This window comes from Nocardioides zeae (assembly GCF_010686755.1).
GTDB classification, from domain to species: Bacteria; Actinomycetota; Actinomycetes; order Propionibacteriales; family Nocardioidaceae; genus Nocardioides; species Nocardioides zeae.
In genome coordinates this window covers 137,708-159,259 of record NZ_JAAGXA010000005.1, presented here as the reverse complement: position 1 = coordinate 159,259, position 21,552 = coordinate 137,708, and the positions used below count along the sequence as shown (strand labels likewise).

Below are 21,552 nucleotides of genomic sequence, written 5' to 3'. Positions count from 1 at the left end.
CGGTGGGTACCGGACGCCCGCTGCGCCGACCTGGCGCGGCGGGCGCACGAGCGCCGCACCACCGACCGAGGGAGACGGACATGCGCAAGCTGACGCTGGTGATCGGGATCGGCATCGGGTACGTGCTGGGGGCGCGAGCGGGCACCCAGCGCTACGAGCAGCTGAAGGCCCAGGCCCAGAAGGCCTGGAACAACCCCACGGTGCAGGACAAGGTCGACCAGGCCCAGGAGAAGGTCAAGGAGACCGCCCCGCAGGTCGCCGAGAAGGTGAGCGGCAAGGCCAGCGAGGTCGCCCACACCGTCACGGAGAAGGTCAGGGGCGAGGACAGCACGGACGACGGCGAGAACGGCGGCGCGCACGCGGCCGGTGCCGCGCAGCCCGGTTCCGCCTTCGGTGCGTGAGGGACCGTCGGTGAGCAGCGTCCACGGGGACGAGACGACCGGTGAGCTGATCGCCCGTCTGTCGACCCAGACGTCCGAGCTGCTCCGCGGCGAGATCCGTCTCGCCCAGGCGGAGATCAGCCAGAAGGTGAAGTACGCCGGGTTCGGCGCGGGGGCGTTCGGCGCGGCCGGTGTGCTCGCGCTGTACGGCGGGGGTGCCCTGGTGGCGACGGTGATCATCGCCCTCGCCCTCGTGCTCCCCGCGTGGCTGGCCGCCCTCGTCGTGACGCTGGCGCTCTTCCTCCTCGCCGGCCTCCTCGCCGTCGTCGGTCGGAGCCAGGTGAAGCACGCCGGTCCCCCGGTGCCCGAGCGCGCCGTCGAGGGGCTGAAGACCGACGTCCGCACCGTGAAGGAGGCCCGCGAGCATGGCCACGCCTGACGATCCGCACGAGGAGCACCAGCCGACGGTCGCCGAGCTGGAGGAGCAGGTCGAGCAGACCCGCGCCGACCTCGCCGACACGGTCGAGGCGTTGGCCGCGAAGGCCGACGTCACCGGGCGCGCCAAGCACAAGGCCGAGGAGATCGTGCAGCACGCCCGGACGTCCGCCGAGGTGACCGCTGGGCAGGCCGCCCAAGCGGTCGCGAACGCCCGCGACCAGCTGACCGACGACCGTGGCAAGCCGACGCCCGCCGCCCTCGGCGGCGCCGGTGGCCTGCTCGTGCTGGGCCTCGTCGTCGTCGCGGTCGTCGTCTGGCGACGGAGGAGGTAGCCGTGGCCCTGCTCGGACGACACCGCACGGAGCGTCCCGAGGACGCTCGCGACGAGCGCGCCGAGGAGCGCGCCGAGGAGCGCGCCGACGCTCCCTCGCCCGACGACCCGCGCAAGCCCGACTCGGTCGGCGACATCGAGGCGCCGTCGTGGCGCTACGTGCTGCGCCGCACGTTGCGGGAGTTCGGCAAGGACCAGTGCACCGACCTCGCGGCGGCGCTGACCTACTACGCCGTGCTGGCGCTGTTCCCGGGGCTGGTCGCGCTCCTGGCGCTGGTGGGCCTCGTGGGGCAGGGACAGGCCACGGTCGACACGCTGCTGCAAGTGCTCCGGGACGTCGGCGCGGGCAACGCCGCCACCACGCTGGAGCCCACGCTCCAGCAGCTGGCCTCCTCGCAGACCGCCGGCGTCGCCTTCGTCGTCGGTCTCGCCACGGCGCTGTGGTCGGCGTCGGGCTACGTCGGCTCGTTCGGCCGGGCGATGAACCGGGTCTACGAGATCCGCGAGGGCCGACCCGTGTGGAAGCTGCGTCCGGTGATGCTGCTCCTCACGGCCGTCGCCGTGGTGCTCGTCGCGCTGGTCGCGCTCGCCCTCGTGCTGACCGGCCCCGCGGCGTCCGCGGTGGGCGACGCCATCGGCCTCGGCGACACCGCCGTGCTCGTCTGGAACATCGCCAAGTGGCCCGTCGTGCTCGGTGCGGTGGTGCTGGTCGTCGCGCTGCTCTACTACGTGACGCCGAACGTGCAGCAGCCGAGGTTCCGCTGGATCAGCCTCGGCGCCGTCCTGGCGATCGTCGTCTGGCTCGTCGCGTCGACGGCGTTCGGCTTCTACGTCGCGAACTTCGGCAGCTACAACCGCACCTACGGCTCGTTGGCGGGCGTCGCGGTCTTCCTGCTGTGGCTCTGGATCACCAACCTCGCGCTCCTCCTCGGCGCCGAGCTCGACGCCGAGCTGGAGCGCGGTCGCGAGCTCCAGGCCGGGATCGCCGCGGAGGAGAGCATCCAGCTGCCGCCCCGTGACACCCACGCCATCGAGAAGAGCGACGAGAAGCACGCCGACGACGTCCGGGCCGGGCGCCGCCTGCGCCACGCCGCGCGCCGTCGGCCCGAGGGCTCCGACGAGGGGTGACCGGTCAGGTGCCGGTGGTCGGGTGCCCGCCCGGCACCGGCACCTCCGGGTCGTACGGCACGCGCGTGTAGACGAAGGTCGCCACCACCAGGTGGCTGACGCTGCCGTCGCGGCGGCGGTGCACCTCGAGGGTCTCGCCGTCGTGGTAGCCACCCGTGCCCACCAGCCGCTCCTCCCCCGGGCCGCCCCGCAGGGCGAACCTGTGCGCGACGGCGTCCCCGCGGCGCACGACGACCTGGTCGCAAGTCGAGCCCTCGACCCGGAACACGTAGGGCGTGTTGCCCCAGTGCCACACGCCGACGACCTCCCGCACCAGTGCCGGCACCTCGTCGGGGGCTCGCCACGGGGCCGGCAGCGTGGGCTCGTGCGCGTGCACCAGCTCGAGCAGGTCGGCGGCGAGCCCGCCCGCCGGTACGCCGGTGGTGGAGCCCGCGAGGACGACGGCGCCCGTGCGGCGCGGGGCGTCCACGAAGCAGGCCGCCTGGAACCCGGGCATCGATCCGGTGTGCCCGCGGAGCATCCCGGAGCCACCCGCCACGAGCGCGAGCCCCAGGCCGTGGGCGCTGGCCAGCCCCGACGCGCGCGTCGCCCCCAGCGAGTGGCTCGCCAGCTCCAGCCACGACCCGTCGAGCACATCGGGGTGGCCGGCGACCAGGAACGCGGCGTACCGGCCGAGGTCGGTGACGGTGGACCAGACCTGCCCGGCGGGTGCCATGGCCCCGGTGTCGGTGGCCGGCTCGGCCACCTGCTCGCTCGTGTAGGGGTGGACGGAGGCACCCGTGGCGTGCGGCGCCTCGGGCCCGTACGACGTGCGGGTCATCCCCAGCGGCTCGAGCACGGCGGATCGCACGAGCGACCACCAGTCGGTGTCGCGGGCCCGCGCGGCCGCCTCGCCCAGCAGGGCGAAGCCCAGGTTGGTGTAGTGGTACTGCTGGCCGGCCGGGAACACCGCACCGGCACCCGGGTTGGCGGCGACGAGCTCGGCGAAGGAACCGCCGTCCGTGCGCTCCCACCACTCGCCGGCGGGTTCGGACTGCATGCCGGAGGTGTGCGAGAGCAGCTGCCGCAGGGTGCGGTCGCCGTACGCCCCGATCGGCTCGCCGAGCGCGTCGGCGATCGTGTCGCCCAGGTCGAGCAGCCCGTCGCGCACGGCCTGGAGCACGACGACCGCGGTGAGGGTCTTGGTGATCGACCCGATCCGGTACTGCGTGTCCTCGACGGGTCCCGGCACCGTCCCCCAGCCGCCCGACCACACCAGCGCCCCGTCCCGCACCACGCCGGCGACGAGGGAGGGTGCCCGAGCGGCGACCTGGATCTCCGCGACCCGGGTCAGCAGGGCACGGGCGGTCCCGGGCAGGACCGGGGTGTCGTCCCTCACGCGCCCTCCTCCACGAGCACGCCGTCCTCGGCGAAGGCCTCGAGCGGCGGGCAGGCGCAGACCAGGTTGCGGTCGCCGTACGCCTGGTCGATGCGGGCGACCGGGGGCCAGTACTTGTCGACGTCGTGGCCCTGGGGGAACACGGCCGTCTCGCGGGAGTAGGCGCGGTCCCAGTCGCCGACGAGGGCGCGCGTGGTGTGCGGCGCGTGGCGCAGCGGCGACTCCTCCGCGCTCCACTCCCCCGCCTCGACCCGGGCGATCTCCGCGCGGATCGAGATCATCGCCTCGCAGAAGCGGTCGAGCTCGGCGAGGTCCTCCGACTCGGTCGGCTCCACCATGAGGGTGCCGGCGACCGGGAACGACATGGTCGGAGCGTGGAAGCCGTGGTCGACGAGGCGCTTCGCGACGTCGTCGACCGTCACGCCCGTCGCCTTCGTCAGCGGCCGCAGGTCGAGGATGCACTCGTGGGCCACCAGCCCGCCGGCCCCGCGGTAGAGCACCGGGAAGTGCTCCCCCAGCCGCGCGGCGACGTAGTTCGCCGACAGGACCGCCACCGCCGTCGCCCGCGCGAGCCCGGCAGCACCCATGAGCCGCACGTAGGCCCACGAGATGGGCAGGATGCCGGCCGACCCGTGCGGCGCCGCGCTGATCGGGCCGATCCCGTCGCGCCGCTCCGGGTCCGGGTGGAGGGGGTGCGACGGCAGGTACGGCGCGAGGTGCGCCCGCGCGGCCACGGGGCCCACGCCGGGACCGCCGCCACCGTGCGGGATGCAGAAGGTCTTGTGCAGGTTGAGGTGGGAGACGTCGCCGCCGAAGGCGCCCGGCCGGGCGTGGCCGACGAGGGCGTTGAGGTTGGCGCCGTCGACGTACACCTGCCCGCCGTGGGCGTGCACGACGTCGCAGAGCTCGGTGATGCTCTCCTCGTAGACGCCGTGCGTCGAGGGGTAGGTGACCATGATGGCCGCCAGGTCGTCGGCGTGCTCGGCGCAGGCGCGGCGCAGGTCGTCGAGGTCGACGCCGCCGTCGTCGCGGGAGGCGACGACCACGACCCGCATCCCGGCCATGACGGCCGAGGCCGCGTTGGTGCCGTGGGCGGAGGCCGGGATCAGGCAGACGTCGCGGGTGCTCTCCCCGCGTGCCTGGTGGTAGGCCCGGATGGCCATCAGCCCGGCGAGCTCGCCCTGCGAACCCGCGTTGGGCTGGATCGAGACCCGGTCGTAGCCGGTCACCGCCGCCAGCCAGCCCTCGAGGTCGGCCACGAGCCGCTGGTAGCCGGCCGCGTCCTCCGCGGGCACGAACGGGTGCAGGTCGGCGAAGCCCGGCAGGCTCACCGGCTCCATCTCGGTGGTCGCGTTGAGCTTCATCGTGCACGAGCCCAGCGGGATCATGCCGCGGTCCAGGGCGTAGTCGCGTCCCGAGAGCCGCCGCAGGTAGCGCAGCATCTGCGTCTCGCTGTGGTGGCTGGAGAAGACCTCGTGGGTGAGGTACGGCGTCGTGCGGGCGAGCCCGGCGGGGAGGGCGTCGCGGACCGGGTCGACCCGCGCGGGCACCACGTGCAGCGCCGTGTGCAGGGCGCGGAGCGTGTGCGGCCCGCTCACCTCGGAGAACGCAACCCCGATCGTGTCCGCGTCGACGAGCCGCAGGTGGAGGCCCTCCTCGCGCGCTGCCTCGACGACGGCGGCGGCCCCGCCGGGGACCCGCACCGTGAAGGTGTCGAAGAACGCGGTCGTGGGCACGTCGAGCCCCGCCGCCCGCAGGGAGGCCACGGCCCGTGCGGCCAGGTCGTGGGTACGCTCCGCGATCCGCCGCAGGCCGTCGGGCCCGTGGTAGACGGCGTACATCGACGCCACGACGGCGAGCAGCACCTGGGCGGTGCAGATGTTGGACGTCGCCTTGTCCCGGCGGATGTGCTGCTCGCGCGTCTGCAGCGCCAGCCGGTACGCCGGTCGCCCCTCCGCGTCCACCGACACCCCGACCAGCCGCCCGGGCAGGTTCCGCTCCAGCCCGGCGCGCACCGCGACGTACGCCGCGTGCGGGCCGCCGTGGAAGAGCGGCACCCCGAAGCGCTGCGTCGATCCGACCGCCACGTCGGCACCGAGCGTGCCCGGCGACTCGAGCAGGGTGAGGGCCAGGAGGTCGGCGGCGACGACCGCGAGGCCGCCGTGCTCGTGGGTGGCCTCGATGACCGGCCGCGGGTCGCGCACCTCGCCGGAAGCGCCGGGGTACTGCACCAGCACGCCGCACAGGCCGCTCTCGGCGACCGACGCCGGCAGGCCGTCGCCGAGGTCGGCCACCACGACGTCGATCCCCATGGCCGCCGCGCGGGTGCGCACGACCGCGATCGTCTGCGGGAGCGCGTCGGCGTCCACGACGAAGGGGCCGCGCGCCTTCCGGTTCGCGCGGCGGACCAGCGTCATCGCCTCCGCGGCCGCCGTGCCCTCGTCGAGCAGGGACGCGTTGGCGGTGGGCAGGCCCGTCAGGTCCCCGACCATCGTCTGGAAGTTGAGCAGCGCCTCGAGGCGGCCCTGGGAGATCTCGGGCTGGTAGGGCGTGTACGCCGTGTACCAGCTCGGGTCCTCCAGCACGTTCCGGCGGATCACGGGCGGGGTCACGGTGCCGTGGTATCCCAGCCCGATCATCGGCTCCGCCAGCCCGTTCGCCGCGGCGAGGGCGCGCAGCTCGGCGGCGACCTCCTGCTCGGCGGCGGGGGCCGGCAGCGCCAGGTCGACGTCGCGGTCGCGGATGGACGCGGGGACGGCGGCGTCCATGAGGGCGTCGAGCGAGTCGTGGCCCAGGCGGGCCAGCATGGTGGCGACGGCGTCGGCGTCGGGGCCGATGTGGCGGCGGGCGAAGCCCAGCACGTCGTCCGTGGCGAGGTCGGGGGTCGTGGGGTCGGCGTCCATGAGGCGCTCCGTTCGGGGTCGGCCGGTTCGCCTCCCCCTCTGTCCCGACCACGGCGTGCGGTTCAGAGTCGCCTGCCCGTGCGGTCCGGGTGCCTGAGAGGTTCCGGGGAGGAATTGCCCCTTCGGCGCGCCGCGGGCGGACCCGCGGAGGCTCTCCCGCACGGGATGAGCAGCGAACGCCAACCTAGCACCCGCGCCACGACGACGTAGTCCCTGACGTTTCCGACCGGTGGATCGATCCAGGTGGTCGGAAACGTCAGGGACTACGGGGAGGAGGAGCGCCCGTACGGCGCGGGGAGAGCGTCAGCCGATGCGGCGGGCGCGACGCGCGGCGAGCTCGTCGACCGCGGTCGGTGCCGACGCGGCGGCGTCGTCGCCGGTGCGCTCGCTCGGCAGCTCGGCCAGCGAGCCCTCGATCTCGCGCCACACGCCGCCGATGGCGATGCCGAACACGCCCTGGCCACCCTGGAGCAGGTCGATGACCTCGTCGTTGGTCGTGCACTCGTAGACCGACGCGCCGTCGCTCATCAGCGTGACCCGCGTCAGGTCGTCGGTGCCGCGCTCGCGCAGGTGCGAGATCGCCGTGCGGATCTGCGGCAGCGAGATGCCCGCGTCGAGCAGCCGCTTGATGATCTTGAGGATGAGGATGTCGCGGAAGGAGTACAGGCGCTGCGAGCCCGAGCCCTTCGCGCCACGGATGGTCGGCTCGACCAGCCCGGTGCGGGCCCAGTAGTCGAGCTGGCGGTAGGTGATCCCGGCCGCGTTGCACGCCGTGGGGCCGCGGTAGCCCTGGTCGCTCGGGAGCGGCGACACGTCGTCGGTGAACAGCAGACCCTGCTCCTCGGCGACCTCCGTCGCCTCGACGACCGCGCGGTCGTCAGCCGCACCGCGCGAGTGCTGCTCGTCGTTCATGCCCACTGCGACCTCTTCTCCGGTTCCTCCGCGCAACGCAACTCCGGTGGGGGAAGGGTGTCGTGCGGAGCACAACGGTGGAGTTACAGCGAAGGGGTCCAACGTAGGCCTGCCCCGGACCCCGGTCAACGCACGACACGCCGACCGCAAGCCTCAATCTCAAGTTGAGGGTCAGACTCGTGCCCGCGGCACCGTCCGCGTCAGTCCGACTCGAAGTCCTCGGGCGTCACGTGGTCGAGGAACTCGCGGAACTTCTCGACCTCGTCCTCCTGCTCGGCAGGGACCGCCAGGCCGGCCTCGTCGAGCACGTCGTCGGCACACACGATGCGCGAGCCGGTGCGGAGCGCCAGCGCGATCGAGTCGGACGGGCGGGCGCTGACCTCGACGCCCGACGCGAGCACGAGGACCGCGAAGAACACGCCGTCACGGACCTCGACGATCCGGACCTCCTCGAGGGCGTTGCCGGTCGCCTCCAGCAGGTCCTTCATCAGGTCGTGCGTCAGGGGGCGCGGCGGGGTCACCCCCTGCTGCGCGAACGCGATCGCGGTGGCCTCCACGGCACCGATCCAGATCGGCAGGTACCGCTCCCCCGCCGCCTCGCGCAGCAGCACGATCGGACTGTTGGAGGGCATCTCCACCCGGACTCCGACGACATCGACCTCGCGCACGACGTCCACCATAGACGCACCACCGAACCGGTGGCGGCGAGGTGGCCGCACTCAGCGGTCGGGCAGGGCGGCCTTGACCAGCGTCGCGTGCAGGCGCACCGTGAGCGCGGCGATCTGGGCCGCCGTGTCGGCCGCCCGCGCCTCGGCGGCGGCGTCACGGCTGCGGCGCACGGGAGCGACGACCTGCTCCACCAGGCCCGCCTCGCGGTCCGCCGCGGCGCGGAACGCCCGCAGGTGACGCGGCTCGATGCCGAACGCGTCGAGCTCCCGGGCGGTGTCGGCGACGACGAGGTCCTCCGCGTCGTAGTGCCCCGACGCACCGGCACGCACGAGCCCGAACTGCTCGAGCACGGCCAGGAACGCGTCGTCGATGCGGGCGACCTCGATCAGCTCGCGGCGGGTGAGGCGCATCGACGTGCGCCGGCGGAACTCCTCCGGGCCCGGGAGACCGTCGGCGGCGAGCGCCACCTTGGGCACCTGCGGCTGCAGTCCCTCCAGCGGCGGCGGCTCCAGGCCGCGGTCGATGGCGTCGAGGTGCTCGCCGATCACCTTGAGCGGCAGGTAGTGGTCGCGCTGCATCACCAGCACGTACCGCAGCCGCTCCACGTCGTGCGCCGAGAACTTGCGGTAGCCCGCCGAGGTGCGCTCGGGCTTGATGAGCCCCTTGTCCTCGAGGAACCGGATCTTGGGGATGGTGATCCCCGGGAAGTCCGGACGGAGCAGGTCGAGGACCTGCCCGATGGTGAGACGCCCCGTTGCTGCGTCCTCGCTCCGGCGCGGGGCCGGGCCGGGTGCCGCCATGCTCAGACCGGCGAGCCCGAGAAGAAGACGAGCCGGTACTTGCCGATCTGCACCTCGTCGCCGTCCTTCAGCGTGACCTCGTCGATGCGGTCGCGGTTCACGTAGGTGCCGTTGAGGCTGCCGACGTCGCTGACCGTGAACACCCCGCCGTCGCGGCGGAAGTCCGCGTGCCGCCGGGAGACGGTCACGTCGTCGAGGAAGATCTCGCTGTCCGGGTGGCGACCGGCGGACACCAGGTCGGTGTCGAGCAGGAACCGGCTGCCCGCGCCGGGACCCCGCTGGACGACGAGCAGTGCGTGCCCCGGCGGCAGGGCGTCCACGGCGGCGGCGTCGACCGCGTTGAGCGCACGGTCGGAGCTCTCCGTGGCCGACGACGACGGGATCGAGATCGTCGCCGTCGCGTCCGACACCGCGCTCGGCGCCGAGGTCACCATCTTGGTGCCGCACTGGGAGCAGAACCGCGCATCGTCCGGGTTCTGCCTACCGCAGGCTGTGCAGAACGGCATGGTGATGGCCTCCTGAGCGTCCTTCGTCGATGGCACGAACCCTCAGCACGCGGCTGAGGGTGTCGGGTGGTGAGAACCTATCAGTCACGCCTGTCCGATCAAGCCGAAAGGGCAGGTCGGCGGGCGGCTGGTCCGGGCGTCAGCCCGGGAGGTCGGCCTGGTACGCCGCGGCGTCGAGCAGCCCGTCGACCGCGGTCGGGTCGGCCGGCACGACCTCGAACAGCCAACCGTCGCCGTACGGGTCCGCGTTGACGACCTCCGGTGTGGCGTCGAGGGCCCCGTTGACCGCCACCACCTCGCCGGTGACGGGCGCGTAGATCTCGCTCACCGACTTGTGGGACTCGAGCTCGCCGCAGGGCGTCCCGGCCGTGACCGTCTCGCCCACCTCGGGCAGCGTGACGTAGACGATGCCGCCCAGCTCGTCCTGGGCGTAGTGGGTCACGCCCACCCGCACGGCCGGGCCGTCGCCGGTGCGGACCCACTCGTGCTCGGCGGTGTACTTCAGGTCGTCGGGGTACACACGGCGCTCCTCGCGTCGAACGGCTGCGGTCGTGACCGACCCTAGGTCAATCGGAGCGGCGGGCGAACTGCGGCTCGGCGACGTCGGGCACGGTCGACGCGATCTCGAGCTGGTCGACCTCGTCGACCTCGACGGTCGCCGCGGCGTCGCGCTCGAAGGTCTGCGTCGGCCCGTCGGGGAAGGACATCGCCCCGTCGAGCGTGGTCGCGGTGCCGATCGCCTCGACCACGTACGGCGGGCGCAGCGGCACCCCGTCCACCTCGATGCCGTCGCCGTCCTGGATCGCCCACGACCCGGCGACGAGGCGCACCTGGTCGTTGATCTCGATCGCCTCGGCGCCGGCGGAGCGGAGCTCCTGCACCATGTCGACGATCGCCGAGGCGCGGATCGTGCCGCGGTCCTCCTCGATGGTGACGCGGATGCCCGGACCGCCGACGGGGACGGTGCCGGCGAGCACCTCGAGGGCACGGGCCTCGCGCCGCGCCTCCTCGATGGCCGCGCTGCGGGCCGTGGTCGAGGAGCGCAGGTCGTCGCGGATGTCCTCGAGGCGGGCGATCTCGGTCTCCGCCCGCTGCGTGGTGCCCGCGAGGCCGGTCAGCAGGTCGATCAGGTCCTGCTCGCGGTATCCCGAGTAGGTGTCGTCCTCCGCGGTGGTCCGCACCTGCACGATGCCCGCGAAGCCGACGACCGCCAGCAGCACCGCCACCACGACCTGGCTGCGCGACGGGCGGGTGAGCGCGTCCCGCAGGCGCGCCACCCCGGGGGGCACCTCCCGCTCGGTGGGCGCCTCGGCGCGCTCCTGCTCCGGCGTCGGCTCAGGCATGGAAGACGTGCCGGCGGATCGCGGCCATGTTGGAGAAGATGCGGATGCCGAGGACGACGATGACGCCGGTCGACAGCTGGCCCCCGACGCCGAGGCGGTCGCCCAGGTAGACGATCACCGCGGCGATGACCACGTTGCTGACGAACGAGACGACGAACACCTTGTCGTCGAAGATCCCGTCGAGGTAGGCGCGCAGGCCGCCGAAGACCGCGTCGAGCGCGGCGACGACGGCGATCGGGAGGTAGGGCTGCAGCGCGAGCGGCACCTCGGGCTCGAGCACGATCCCGAGCACGATGCCGACGAGCAGGCCGAGGGCGGCGATCATGGGGTGTCCTCCGGGGAGCGACCGGACGAGCTGGTCGGGGTGGTCGGGCTGGAGAGCGTCGGCGCCTCGGCGCCGAGGGGCAGGGCGTTGCGGAGCACCGGCGTGCTGCCCGCCGGCAGCTCGAGGGCCTCCACGTTGTCGATCTGGACCTGCAGGCCGAAGCGTGACACCACGGCGAAGAAGGTCTGACCGTAGACCGTGTCGGCGAAGTCCGCCTGCAGCGACCGCGTGTCGCCGATGGCCGAGACGACGTACGGCGGGGCGAGCGAGCGCTGGTTGACCGTGATGGCCGTGCCGGAGGTCGTGATCGAGGAGAGGGCCGTCAGGCGCAGCCCGTTGACGGAGATGGCCTCCGCGCCCACCTCCCAGAGCCCGGTGACCAGCTGGCGGAGGTCGCGCGCCATGACGACGCTCTCCCCGCCGTCCTCCCCGTCGTCGATGACGAACCGGACCCCGGGACCGGTGACGGCGCTGTAGCCGGTGGCGAGCCGCAGGACGTCGACCTCCGAGGTCACCGCGTTCTCCTGCTCCAGGGTGCGGTCGTAGGTGGTCTGCAGGTCGGTGGTCTCCTGCGTGAGGTCCGCGATCCGGTCCTGCAGGTCGGCGAGCCGGTCGCGACCGTCGTTGGCCCGGTGGACGAGCTCGGCACGCGACGTCTCGTCGGTCGAGGCCTGGCGCTCCGTCTGCACGGCGGCGGTGGCGACGAGCAGCCCGAACACCCCGACGACCACGGCGGCCGTGCGGCCGACCTTCCGCTCCCGGGGCGCCGGGGAGCTACCGGACCGCGCCCGCTTCGCCGCGACGTGCGCGTAGTCGCCCTCCAGCGCCTGCTGGACCACCCGGTCCAGCAGCGGGAGGGTGACCGGCGACCGGTCGCTCACCGCGGACCGTCCGCCGCGGACCGGGACCCGCGCCTCGCGCGCGGCACCGGCTCGGTGGTGGCGAGCAGGCGGCGTACCTGCCAGGCGTAGAGGAGACCGGCCCACCAGTACAGGCCGATGCCCCACACCGCGAAGGCCCACCCGAAGACCAGGGCGAGCGTCGCCACGACCCCGTCGCCCTCGCCGAGGAGGAGCAGGGGGAAGGCGTAGAGCAGGTTGAACGTCGCGGCCTTGCCGAGGAAGTGCACGGGCAGGGCGCTGTAGCCGCGGGTGCGGAGGAAGGGCACGAGACCCCACAGGAGGGCGTCGCGGAGCGGGAGGATCACGACCACCCACCACGGGATGACGTCACGGAGGCCCAGGCCGATGATGACCGCGAGGATGTAGAGACGGTCCGCGACGGGGTCGAGGATCTCGCCGATCGACGAGCGCTGGTCGAGGCGGCGGGCGAGGTAGCCGTCGAGGAAGTCCGTGATGCCCGAGACCACGAGCACGAGGAGGGCGAGCTCGTCCTCCTCCGGGCCGAGGACCAGCCAGAGGAACAGGGGCACGCCGAGCAGCCGGAGACCCGACAGGACGTTGGGGATCGTCCACACCCTCGCGTCGCGGGTCACCTCGTCTGCCACGAACGGCACCTTAACCACCGCCGTCGCCCGGTGAGCGGACCGGGCGGTCGGCCGCCCGTGTCCGCCCGCTCCGCCACCGCTCAGCCCACTGCCGGCTCGTCCGCGTGGGCGGCGTCGCGGATCTCGCCCACGAGCTCCTCGAGCACGTCCTCGAGGGTCGCGAGACCGAGCACCCGACCCTCGTCGTCGACGACGCGCGACATGTGCGCGCCCTTGCGCTGCAGCACCTCGAGCGCGTCGTGGAGCAGGTCGGTGGCACGGACGCCCGCGAGCGGCCGGATCCACTTGTCGTCCACGACGCGGCCACGGCGCTCCTCGTCGGTCTCGAGCACGTCCTTGATGTGGAGGTAGCCCACGAGGTCGTCGCCGTCGCGCACCGGGAAGCGGCTGAAGCCCGTGGAGGCGCACAGGTCCTCGACGTCGGCCACCGTCGCGCCGCGTGGCACGGTGGCGAGGGAGCCGAGCGGCATGATCACCGCGTCCACCCGCTTCTCGGTGAAGCCGAGGGCACCGGCGAGCCGGTCGTACTCCCCCGCCTCGATCAGGCCCTCCCCGCGCGACTCCTCGACGAGCGCCGCCACCTCCTCACGGGTGAAGGTGGACGAGACCTCGTCCTTGGGCTCCACCCGGAGCAGGCGCAGGGTCGTGTTGGCGACCGCGTTCAGCGCGATGATGACGGGCTTCAGCACGAAGACGACGACCATGAGCGGCGGCCCGAGCACGACGGCCGCGCGCTCGGGGGACGCGAGGGCGATGTTCTTCGGGATCATCTCGCCGAGCACCACGTGCAGGTAGACCACCAGGGACAGTGCGATGGCGAAGGAGATCGGGTAGACGAGGCCGTCCGGCACCCCGACCGCCTCGAACACGGGCTCCAGCAGGTGGGCGACCGCGGGCTCGCCCACGGCGCCGAGACCGACGGAGCAGATCGTGATGCCGAGCTGGGCGCCCGCCATCATGACGGAGACCTGCTCCATCGCGCGGAGGGTCACCTTGGCCCAGCGCGACCCGCCCTGCGCGATCGGCTCGATCTGGCTGCGGCGCGCCGCGACGAGCGCGAACTCCGCGCCCACGAAGAAGAAGTTGAGGGCCAGCAGCAGCACGGCCACCCCGACCGCGACGTAGTCGTTCACGGCTGCTCCTTCCGGAAGGTGCGGGTCTCCGCGATGCCGCGGACCTCGTGCTCCCCCGCGTCCGCGACGGGCTCGTCGTCGAGCAGCCGCAGGCCGACGCGGTCGACGCGCAGGCCGTCCATGTGCTCCACCGTGAGCACGGCGAGCCGCTCGCGCGGCTGCTCGTCGTCGTCGCCCGCAGGGCCGGGGACCGGCACCTCCGCGACGTCGCCCGTCACGGGGATGCGGCCGACCTGCCGCACGACGAGGCCGGCGACCGTGTCGTAGTCCTCGTGCTCGGGGAGCTCGATGCCGGTCACGTCCTCCACCTCGTCGGGGCGCAGCAGCCCCGACAGGGACCAGGTGCCGTCGCGGCGCTGCCGGGCCCGCGCACCGAGGCGGTCGTGCTCGTCGGCGATGTCGCCGACGATCTCCTCGACGACGTCCTCCAGCGTGACGATGCCCGCCTGCCCGCCGTACTCGTCGACCACGACGGCCATCTGGAACCCGTCCCGCCGCAGCAGCGCGAGCAGCGGGTCGAGGGGCAGCGTCTCGGGCACGAACCGCGCCGGCGCCATGATGCTCCGGATGCGGGTGGTGGGGCGCTCGTGCACGGGGAGGCCCACGGCGTGCTTGACGTGCACGGCACCGACGACGTTCTCGTCCGCGTCGAGCACGGGGAAGCGGGAGTGGCCCGTGGCGCGGGCGAGGGCGATCACGGCGCTGGCGCGCTCGGTCTGCTCCAGGCTGTCGGTGCGCACCCGGGGGGTCATGATCTCGCCCGCCGTGCGCTCGCCGAACTCGACCGAGCGACCCATCAGCTCGGCGGTGTCGGCGTCGAGCGTGCCCTGGTCGGCCGAGCGGGCGATGAGGGAGGCCAGCTCACGGGAGGACCGCGCGGAGCGGAGCTCCTCCTGCGGCTCGAGGCCGAGGCGGCGCACCGCCGAGTTCGCGGAGCCGTTGAGCACGCGGATCGGACCGGCCATGACGGCGGTGAAGGCCCGCATGAACCCCTGGGTCGCCTTGGCGGTGCGCAGCGGGAGCGCGATCGCCAGGTTCTTCGGCACGAGCTCGCCGAACACCATCGTCAGGGCGGTGCCGATCACCAGGCCGAGCGTCACCGACACCGGGGTGAGCGCGCCGTCGGGGACACCGGCTGCTCCCAGCGGGCCGCGCAGCAGCGCGGCGATCGCGGGCTCGGCGAGGAACCCCACCGCCAGGTTGGTGACCGTGATGCCCACCTGGGCGCCGGACAGCTGGGTGGAGAGCTGCCGCAGCGCCCGCTGCACACCGGCCGCGCCCGCCTCCTCCTCGGCGACGGCGCGCTCGACCTGACCGCGATCGACCGTGACGAACGAGAACTCGGCCGCCACGAAGAGCCCGCAGGCCACCACGAGCAGCAACGACACGGCCAACAGGACCCACTCGGTCACCGCTGTCGCCCCCCGACGTGGTCGAGGTCAGGGGGCGTCGGACTTTGCGCTGCGTCCATCGGTGGGGTCGAACCGTCCTTCGCGATCGGGGTGTGGTGCCGTGCCCGGGCGGCGTCGCGCCGCGGGCCAGGGCATCAAGGTACCGGAGTCGCCCGCCCTCCTCCGCGCCTCCGCCCCGTCGTCCGCGTGCCAGGCGCACGCGGACTTTCCTCCGGTTTTCCTCAAGGCGCCCGCGTCGCCGCCGATGACGTGCTCACGGAGCGAACCACTCGGGTCCCGCTCGCAGGCCGCCTGGAGGCACCCGTGTCCCCCGCCACCACCGCCCGCGCGTCCGCCACCCCGACCCGGTACGGCGCGGGTGCGCCCCTCGACGCCGAGCAGCGCCACTTCGTGAGCCGCTGGTCCTACGGCTACACCCCCGCCCTGGCGCGGGACGTCCTCACGGCCGGGGGCACGGCCGCCTGGTTCCGCCAGCAGCTGCAGCCGAGCACGATCCCGGACGCCGCGGCGGACGCCACGTGGGGGTGGTGGCCGTCCCTGGCCCGCACCGCCGCCGACCTGTGGCAGCGCCAGGTGGAGGAGGTCGAGGGTGGCTGGGAGGTGATGGCCTACTACGGCAGCTGGCTGATGCTGCGGCGCATCACCAGCAAGCGGCAGGTGCACGAGCTCATGACGGAGTTCTGGGAGGGCCACTTCCACGTGCCCGTGAACGGCGACTCCCACTTCGTCTACCGCGTGCCGTACGGGCAGGCGATCCGCCAGCACGCCCTCGGCAACTTCGCGGACCTGCTCAAGGCCACGATCACCCACCCGGCCATGGGGCTGTTCCTCGACAACGCGGTCTCCACCAAGAGCAAGCCGAACGAGAACCTGGGCCGTGAGCTGCTCGAGCTCCACACCGTGGGACGCGGGGAGTACACGGAGGCGGACGTCAAGGAGTCGGCGCGCATCCTCACGGGCTACCGCGTCGACGTGTGGCGGACGTGGGACGCGTCGTACCGGCCCGCGGACCACTCCACGGGCCCCGTGCGCGTCATGGGGTTCTCCCACGCGAACAGCGACCCCGACGGTCGCGTGGTCACGGCGGCGTACCTCGACTACCTGGCCCGTCACCCGGCGACCGCGCGCCGCATCTGCCGCAAGCTCGCGACCCGCTTCGTGCAGGACGAGCCGTCGACGGCACTCGTCGAGCACCTCGCACAGGTCTACCTGGCGAGCGGCACGAGCATCCCCGCCGTGCTCCGGGCGCTCGCCGTGCGCCCCGAGTTCCGCGCCGCGCGGGGCACGAAGATGCGGGACCCCGGCGCGGACGTCGTCGCGACGTACCGCGCCCTCGGGGCGACCTTCGCGAAGCCGACCAGCACGGAGGCCGCGGCGACGCAGATCCTGTGGATCGCCTCCAACCTCGGCCAGCGTCCCTTCGAGTGGGGCCGACCCGACGGTCCTCCGCTGGTCAACAGCGCCTGGAGCTCGACGTCGCGCGCGCTCGCGTCGTTCTCGTTCCACTGGAGCGCCGCCGGACGGTGGTGGCCGGTGAAGGACATCGCCTACCAGTCCCCCGCCCAGTGGCTCCCCCAGGCGAGCCTGACCCTCGCCCAGCTCGTCGACCACCTCTGCGTGCGCATGCTCGGCGTGCCCTCCACGGCCGCGCTGCTGCAGGCGTGCTGCGAGGTCACGAACTACGCGCCGACGACCCGGATCACGGCGGACCACGCCCTCGTGAAGTGGGAGTTCCACCGCCTGCTCAGCAGCCTGCTCGACTCCCCGCAGCACCTCACGCGATGACCTCGCCGGCCCTCGGAGCCCCCATGACCGCCACCCCTGCTTCCCCGTCCGCCTCCCCGTCCTCTTCCCCCGACTGCTGCGCCGAGTTCGCCCGCCTGTCCCCGCGCGGACCGAGCCCGACCCGCCGGGGGCTGCTGCGCGGCGGCCTCGGCGTGGGCGCCCTGGCCGCCTTCAGCGCGACGTTCGGCGACGCCGTCGTCAGCGCGGCCCCGGCGCTCGGGTCCAGCGCGGCGGCGCCCAACGGCAACGTCCTGGTCGTGCTGTCGCTCCGCGGTGCGGCGGACGGCCTGTCGCTCGTGGTGCCCCACGCGGACCCGGTCTACTACCAGGCGCGCCCGGGCATCGCCATCGCCGCGTCGACGTTGCTGGCGAAGGACGGGATGTTCGGTCTCCACCCCGAGTTCGCGCCGCTCCTGCCGCTCTGGACGGCCGGGAAGGTCGCCGCGGTCCACGCGACCGGCCTGCCCGCGCCCAACCGGTCGCACTTCTCGGCGATGGAGGAGGTCGAGGACGCGGCGCCGGGCAGCGCGGCCCGGGAGGGCTGGCTCAACCGTCTGCTCGGCCGCGACGAGGTCGTCGGGTCCGACGGTCCGCTGCACGGCGTGGCCGTGGGCGACGGCGTCGTGCCGACCTCGTTGTACGGCGCCGAGCCGGTGCTCGCGATGCGCGACCCGGGCTCGGTGCAGCTGGCCGGTGCCGACCAGTGGGACACCTTCGGCGGGCGCCGGACGTCCATCCAGACGCTGTGGGGCGGGTCGTCCGCGCCGCTCGCCCCGAGCGTGCGCGACGCGTTGGCCGCCATCGACGACTTCGCGCCCGTGCGCACGGGTGCCTCGGCCCCCGCGAACGGCGCCGTCTACACGAGCTCGAGCCTGGGCAAGGCGCTCTCCTACGCCACGCGGATCGTCCGCGGGCAGATCGGCACCAGCGTCATCACGGTCGACCAGGGCGAGTGGGACATGCACAGCGACCTCGGGACCCTGTCCTGGGGCGCCATGCGGGGCAACGTGAAGGACCTCGCCACCAACCTCGCGGCCTTCTTCAAGGACCTGGGCACGCTGGGCGACAAGGTCACCCTCGTCGCGCTCAGCGAGTTCGGCCGCCGTGTGCGGGAGAACGCCAACTACGGGCTCGACCACGGCTACGGCAACGTCATGTTCCTGGCCGGCGCGGGCGTCAAGGGCGGGCGCTACTACGGCTCGTGGCCGGGGCTCACCAACACGGCGGACGCCGACCTGCTGGTGACGACCGACTACCGCAGCGTGCTCGCCGAGGTGGTCTCCAAGCGCTTCGGGGCCAGCACCGCGGAGGTCTTCCCGGGCTTCTCCCCCACGCGCATCGGGGTGCTCTGAGGGGGTCGCCGCGGCGTACCGTCAGCGTCGCGACGCGACGTAGCAGGCGACCGCGCTCGCCGCGGCGACGTTGAGCGAGTCGATGCCGCGGTGCATGGGGATGATCGCGCGCCGGTCGGCGGTCTCCTGCCAGCGCGGCGAGATGCCGTGGCCCTCCGAGCCGAGCACGAGAGCGATCTTGTCGACGCCGCGCACGGCGTCCTCGAGGTCGACGGCGTCGTCGGCGAGGGTCAGCGCGACGGTGGTGAACCCGTACGACGCGAGCCCGGGCAGGGCGTCGTACCAGTCCGGCAGACGGGTCCACGGGAGCGAGAAGACGGCGCCCATGGCGACCTTGACCGCCCGGCGGTAGAGCGGGTCGGCGCACCGCGGGGCGAGGAGCACCGCGTCGAAGCCGAGGGCGGCGCCGCTGCGGAGCACCGCGCCGACGTTGGTGTGGTCGACGATCTCCTCCAGCACGAGCACCGACCGGGCGCCCGCGAGCACGTCGTCGAGGGAGGGCAGCGGACGGCGCTCCAGCGACGCGAGCGCGCCCCGGTGCACGTGGAAGCCCGTGACCTCCTCGGCCAGCCGCTCGGAGAGCACGAAGCAGGGCGCGTCGGTCGTGGCGAGCACGTCCGCGAGACCGTCCAGCCAGCGGGGCGCCATGAGGAAGGAGCGAGGCGTGTAGCCCGCCTCGACCGCGCGCCGCACCACCTTCTCCCCCTCGGCGAGGAACAGCCCGTGCTCGGCCTCGACGTGCTTGCGGAGGGTGACGTCGCGCAGGTCGCGGTAGTCCCCGAGGCGCGGGTCGTCGGCCCGCTCGACCTCGACGAAGGTCGCCATCAGCCGGTGGGAGCGCGCACGCCGTAGTGGCCCGGGTTGGCGACCGCCACCACCTCGCCCACGACGATGATCGCCGGCGGCCGCACGCCGGAGGCCGCGATGTCGTCGGCGAGGGTGGCGAGGGTGCTGAGCACGGTGCGCTGCTCGGGCATGGTGCCCTCGGCGACGACGGCGACCGGGGTGTCGGCGGGGCGACCGCCCTCGACGAGCGCCGCGGCGATCGCGCCGGCGTTGGCCACGGCCATGAGCAGCACGAGCGTGCCCCGGAGCCGCGCGAGCGCGTCCCAGGCGACGAGGGAGTCGGGGTGACCGGGCGGGATGTGTCCCGAGATGACGGTGAACTCGTGGGCCACGCCGCGGTGGGTGACGGGGATGCCGGCGACGCCGGGCACGGAGATGGACGACGACAGCCCCGGGATGATCGTCACCGGGACGCCGGCGGCCTCGCAGGCCTGGATCTCCTCGTAGCCGCGACCGAAGACGAAGTTGTCGCCGCCCTTGAAGCGCACCACCCGCTTGCCCTCGCGGGCCCGCGCGACGATGACGTCGTTGATGGCCTCCTGGCTGGCGGCCCGGCCGCGGGGCAGCTTGGCCACGTCCACCAGCTCGACGTGGGGCGCCAGCTCGTCGAGCAGCTCGCGCGGCGCGAGGCGGTCGGCGACGACCACGTCGGCCGAGGCGAGCGCCTGGCGGGCGGCGACGGTGACGAGGCCGGGGTCGCCGGGACCCCCGCCGACGAGCACCACGCCGGGGCGGTGGTCGGTGGCGCCGGTGCTGATCCGACCGTCGACGAGGGCGCCGACGATCGCGTCGCGCAGCGCCGCAGAGCGCCGCGGCTCCCGGTTGCCGAGCACGGCGACGGTCACGCCGCCGTGGCGCCCGGTGGCCGGTGTCCACGCCGAGGCCTCGCGGGCGTCGTCCGCCCGCACGCAGAAGATGCGACGCTCGTCGGCCGCCTGCACGACCGCGTGGTTGACGCTCGCGTCGTCGGTGGTGGCCAGCGCGTACCACGCCCCGTCCAGGTCGGCCGGCTCGAAGCGGCCCTCGCGCCAGGTGATCTCCGCGAGCATCCCCTCGAGCGCCGGGGTCAGGACGGGCGAGACCACGAGCACGTCGGCGCCGGCGGCGATGAGCCCCGCCACGCGGCGCTGGGCCACGTGGCCGCCCCCGACCACCACGACGCGGCGGCCGGTGAGGCGCAGTCCGACGGGGTACGGCGGGTGCTCGGCCAGCTCGTCCAACCGGTCGGCGTCGGGGTTGGCCGCGCTGCGGGCGTGGGTGGGGCGGTCGGGCTCGGTGCTCATCAGACCTCCTTGCGGGCCACGCCCGCGGAGTCGAAGGTGGCCATCTCGGACAGCACGAGCGCGGCGCTGCGCACGAGCGGGAAGGCGAGGGCCGCGCCGCTGCCCTCACCGAGACGCAGGTCGAGGTCGACGAGGGGACGCAGGCCGAGGTGCGAGAGGGCGGCGAGGTGGCCGAACTCGGCGGAACGGTGGCCGGCGAGCAGGTAGCCCGTGACCGCGGGCGCGAGGGCGTGCGCGACGAGCGCGGCCGAGCCGGCGATGAAGCCGTCGAGCAGCACGGGCACCCCGGCCGCGGCGCCACCGAGGACGAAGCCCGCGAGCGCCGCGTGCTCCAGGCCGCCGACCGCGGCGAGGGTCGCGACCGGGTCGGTGGCGGGGTCGGCCACGGGGGCGCCCAGCCGACGCACGGCCTCCGCCACCACCCGGGTCTTGAGCGCGAGGGTGGCATCGTCGACGCCGGTGCCGCGGCCCGTCACCGCGGCGGGGTCGGCGCCCGTGAAGGCGGCGACCAGGCAGGCCGCCGGGGTGGTGTTGCCGATGCCCATGTCGCCGGTGAGCAGGAGGTCGTGGCCGCGCGCGACGAGCTCGGTCGCGACGTCGATGCCGACCTGGAGCGCGGCCAGCGCCTCGTCACGGGTCATCGCGGCCTCGGTGCGCAGGTCGGCCGTGCCGCGCCGTACGTTGCGGTCCCAGACCACGTCGTCCGCGGCGACGGGAGCGGCCACGCCGACGTCGACCACCACGACCTCCGCGCCGCAGGCGCGGGCGAGCACGTTGACGGCCGCGCCGCCGGCCCGGAAGTTCTCCACCATGCCGAGGGTCACCTCGGCGGGCCAGGGCGAGACCCCCTGCGCCAGCACGCCGTGGTCGCCCGCGAAGACCGCCACCACCGGCCGCTCGGGGGCCGGGGGCGGGCAGGTGCCCGCGATGCCGGCCAGCTGCACCGAGACGTCCTCCAGCACGCCGAGGGCCCCGGCGGGCTTCGTCAGCTGGGCCTGCCGCTCGAGGGCCGCCGCGCGGGCGGCGGTGTCGGGCGGGGCGATGCGGGCGAGCGTCTCGTCGAGGGTCGGCACGCGGGCATTCTCCCCTGCCCGGGCTTCCCTCGACCTCCTAGGGTCGAG

The 21,552-nt window shown here is 73.9% G+C and carries 22 protein-coding genes and 1 riboswitch; of the genes, 6 read left to right on the top strand and 16 right to left on the bottom strand.

The features are described from left to right. Positions 1 to 80: 80 nt before the first annotated feature. From G3T38_RS08890 to G3T38_RS08875, 4 genes are read left to right on the top strand one after another with little or no spacing between them, the layout of a single operon-like run. Positions 81 to 401, top strand: a complete 321-nt coding sequence (locus G3T38_RS08890) for a YtxH domain-containing protein (RefSeq protein ID WP_163771936.1) — start codon at positions 81 to 83, stop codon at positions 399 to 401. A 10-nt stretch (positions 402 to 411) separates the two neighbouring features. Beyond that, the gene (locus G3T38_RS08885; RefSeq protein ID WP_338037550.1) at positions 412 to 819 is read left to right on the top strand and encodes a phage holin family protein; all 408 of its coding nucleotides are present in this window, start codon (positions 412 to 414) and stop codon (positions 817 to 819) included. Next, positions 806 to 1,150 carry a DUF3618 domain-containing protein gene (locus tag G3T38_RS08880; protein ID WP_163771934.1) on the top strand — a complete coding sequence of 115 codons (345 nt, stop codon included), beginning with the start codon at positions 806 to 808 and terminating at the stop codon, positions 1,148 to 1,150. The genes G3T38_RS08885 and G3T38_RS08880 overlap by 14 nt, the downstream gene beginning before the upstream one ends. Before the next feature lie 2 nt (positions 1,151 to 1,152). After that, positions 1,153 to 2,277: a YihY/virulence factor BrkB family protein gene (locus G3T38_RS08875; protein ID WP_338037549.1), complete on the top strand. Its 1,125-nt coding sequence runs from the start codon at positions 1,153 to 1,155 to the stop codon at positions 2,275 to 2,277. A gap of 4 nt (positions 2,278 to 2,281) precedes the next feature. Here G3T38_RS08875 and G3T38_RS08870 read toward each other — a convergent pair whose 3' ends face one another. From G3T38_RS08870 to G3T38_RS08810, 13 genes are all read right to left on the bottom strand, one after another. Beyond that, a complete protein-coding gene (locus G3T38_RS08870; protein WP_163771933.1) occupies positions 2,282 to 3,655 on the bottom strand; it encodes a serine hydrolase in 1,374 nt (457 codons plus the stop codon). Continuing rightward, the gene (gcvP, locus tag G3T38_RS08865; RefSeq protein ID WP_163771932.1) at positions 3,652 to 6,558 is read right to left on the bottom strand and encodes an aminomethyl-transferring glycine dehydrogenase; all 2,907 of its coding nucleotides are present in this window, start codon (positions 6,556 to 6,558) and stop codon (positions 3,652 to 3,654) included. Before gcvP ends, G3T38_RS08870 begins: the two co-directional genes overlap by 4 nt. A gap of 71 nt (positions 6,559 to 6,629) precedes the next feature. Then, positions 6,630 to 6,727: riboswitch (glycine riboswitch) on the bottom strand. 134 nt (positions 6,728 to 6,861) lie between these two features. Next, positions 6,862 to 7,470 carry a MerR family transcriptional regulator gene (locus tag G3T38_RS08860; RefSeq protein WP_163771931.1) on the bottom strand — a complete coding sequence of 203 codons (609 nt, stop codon included), beginning with the start codon at positions 7,468 to 7,470 and terminating at the stop codon, positions 6,862 to 6,864. A 200-nt stretch (positions 7,471 to 7,670) separates the two neighbouring features. After that, entirely contained in the window at positions 7,671 to 8,138 is a 468-nt protein-coding gene (locus G3T38_RS08855) for a bifunctional nuclease domain-containing protein (RefSeq protein WP_163771930.1), read from the bottom strand. Positions 8,139 to 8,189: 51 nt separating this feature from the next. Beyond that, on the bottom strand, positions 8,190 to 8,939 hold the full coding sequence (ftsR, locus tag G3T38_RS08850) for a transcriptional regulator FtsR (RefSeq protein WP_163771929.1): 750 nt from the start codon (positions 8,937 to 8,939) through the stop codon (positions 8,190 to 8,192). A gap of 2 nt (positions 8,940 to 8,941) precedes the next feature. Next, a complete protein-coding gene (locus G3T38_RS22920) occupies positions 8,942 to 9,259 on the bottom strand; it encodes an FHA domain-containing protein (RefSeq protein WP_460786288.1) in 318 nt (105 codons plus the stop codon). A 325-nt stretch (positions 9,260 to 9,584) separates the two neighbouring features. Further along, the gene (gene gcvH / locus G3T38_RS08840; RefSeq protein ID WP_163771927.1) at positions 9,585 to 9,965 is read right to left on the bottom strand and encodes a glycine cleavage system protein GcvH; all 381 of its coding nucleotides are present in this window, start codon (positions 9,963 to 9,965) and stop codon (positions 9,585 to 9,587) included. A 46-nt stretch (positions 9,966 to 10,011) separates the two neighbouring features. Beyond that, the gene (locus tag G3T38_RS08835; RefSeq protein WP_163771926.1) at positions 10,012 to 10,788 is read right to left on the bottom strand and encodes a DUF881 domain-containing protein; all 777 of its coding nucleotides are present in this window, start codon (positions 10,786 to 10,788) and stop codon (positions 10,012 to 10,014) included. Next, positions 10,781 to 11,113, bottom strand: a complete 333-nt coding sequence (locus G3T38_RS08830) for a small basic family protein (RefSeq protein ID WP_163771925.1) — start codon at positions 11,111 to 11,113, stop codon at positions 10,781 to 10,783. The genes G3T38_RS08835 and G3T38_RS08830 overlap by 8 nt, the downstream gene beginning before the upstream one ends. Beyond that, positions 11,110 to 11,994, bottom strand: coding sequence for a DUF881 domain-containing protein (locus tag G3T38_RS22590; RefSeq protein WP_163771924.1), 885 nt, complete (start codon positions 11,992 to 11,994; stop codon positions 11,110 to 11,112). The genes G3T38_RS08830 and G3T38_RS22590 overlap by 4 nt, the downstream gene beginning before the upstream one ends. After that, positions 11,991 to 12,620 carry a cardiolipin synthase ClsA gene (gene clsA, locus G3T38_RS08820; protein WP_163771923.1) on the bottom strand — a complete coding sequence of 210 codons (630 nt, stop codon included), beginning with the start codon at positions 12,618 to 12,620 and terminating at the stop codon, positions 11,991 to 11,993. The genes G3T38_RS22590 and clsA overlap by 4 nt, the downstream gene beginning before the upstream one ends. An 80-nt stretch (positions 12,621 to 12,700) precedes the next feature. Continuing rightward, positions 12,701 to 13,753 (bottom strand): CNNM domain-containing protein, encoded by a 1,053-nt coding sequence (locus G3T38_RS08815; RefSeq protein WP_163771922.1) that lies wholly within the window; start codon positions 13,751 to 13,753, stop codon positions 12,701 to 12,703. Next, positions 13,750 to 15,165 (bottom strand): CNNM domain-containing protein, encoded by a 1,416-nt coding sequence (locus G3T38_RS08810; RefSeq protein WP_163771921.1) that lies wholly within the window; start codon positions 15,163 to 15,165, stop codon positions 13,750 to 13,752. The genes G3T38_RS08815 and G3T38_RS08810 overlap by 4 nt, the downstream gene beginning before the upstream one ends. Before the next feature lie 303 nt (positions 15,166 to 15,468). On the opposite strand from G3T38_RS08810, the gene G3T38_RS08805 reads away from it, so the two are divergent. Beyond that, positions 15,469 to 16,950, top strand: coding sequence for a DUF1800 family protein (locus tag G3T38_RS08805; protein WP_163771920.1), 1,482 nt, complete (start codon positions 15,469 to 15,471; stop codon positions 16,948 to 16,950). A gap of 23 nt (positions 16,951 to 16,973) precedes the next feature. Then, positions 16,974 to 18,302 carry a DUF1501 domain-containing protein gene (locus G3T38_RS08800; RefSeq protein ID WP_163771919.1) on the top strand — a complete coding sequence of 443 codons (1,329 nt, stop codon included), beginning with the start codon at positions 16,974 to 16,976 and terminating at the stop codon, positions 18,300 to 18,302. A gap of 21 nt (positions 18,303 to 18,323) precedes the next feature. Here the strand turns inward: G3T38_RS08800 and G3T38_RS08795 are convergent, their stop codons facing one another. From G3T38_RS08795 to cobT, 3 genes are read right to left on the bottom strand one after another with little or no spacing between them, the layout of a single operon-like run. Further along, complete coding sequence (locus tag G3T38_RS08795; RefSeq protein WP_163771918.1) at positions 18,324 to 19,127, bottom strand: TrmH family RNA methyltransferase; 804 nt, start codon at positions 19,125 to 19,127, stop codon at positions 18,324 to 18,326. After that, positions 19,127 to 20,431 (bottom strand): uroporphyrinogen-III C-methyltransferase, encoded by a 1,305-nt coding sequence (cobA, locus tag G3T38_RS08790; protein ID WP_163771917.1) that lies wholly within the window; start codon positions 20,429 to 20,431, stop codon positions 19,127 to 19,129. The genes G3T38_RS08795 and cobA overlap by 1 nt, the downstream gene beginning before the upstream one ends. Beyond that, positions 20,431 to 21,504: a nicotinate-nucleotide--dimethylbenzimidazole phosphoribosyltransferase gene (gene cobT / locus G3T38_RS08785; RefSeq protein ID WP_163771916.1), complete on the bottom strand. Its 1,074-nt coding sequence runs from the start codon at positions 21,502 to 21,504 to the stop codon at positions 20,431 to 20,433. Before cobT ends, cobA begins: the two co-directional genes overlap by 1 nt. Positions 21,505 to 21,552: the final 48 nt, after the last annotated feature.